This is a genomic window from Rhodococcus sp. no. 34 (genome assembly GCF_054589475.1).
The window spans coordinates 1-471 of record NZ_BAAILK010000043.1 but is presented as its reverse complement, the minus strand read 5'-3'; the positions used below and the strand labels follow the sequence as shown (position 1 = coordinate 471).

Annotated in this window: 1 rRNA gene; it reads left to right on the top strand. The window is 51.6% G+C overall.

Going from position 1 to position 471, the window contains the following annotated elements:
• Positions 1–83: ribosomal RNA gene (locus ACYP01_RS21230) — 16S ribosomal RNA — on the top strand; the annotation flags it as partial.
• Between the last annotated feature and the right edge of the window lie 388 nt (positions 84–471).

Here is a 471-nt window from a genome sequence, read left to right as displayed (position 1 = left end):
AGCCGTCGAAGGTGGGATCGGCGATTGGGACGAAGTCGTAACAAGGTAGCCGTACCGGAAGGTGCGGCTGGATCACCTCCTTTCTAAGGAGCATCTCTTTCGCTCGCTGCACACAGGTGTGGTTGAGGAAAGCAGAGGCCATTTCGTTCCCGTATGTGGAACGGTGGTTGCTCATGGGTGGACGCTGACAAGCATTCGTTTTCGTTACTGCCGGCCTCAGTGCTGGTGGGAGAACAAATTATATCGGCATACTGTTGGGTCCTGAGAGAACACGCGAGTGTTTCTTTCTAGGAAGTAACGACAAATGACTGCTGCAGTCATACCGCAAGAATTATTCGTGAGAGTGGTTTTTGTTGGTGTCTGCGTGAGGTGGTTGTTTGTGTGTTGTTTGAGAACTGCACAGTGGACGCGAGCATCTTTGTTGTAAGTAATGAAGAGCGTACGGTGGATGCCTTGGCACCAGGAGCCGAT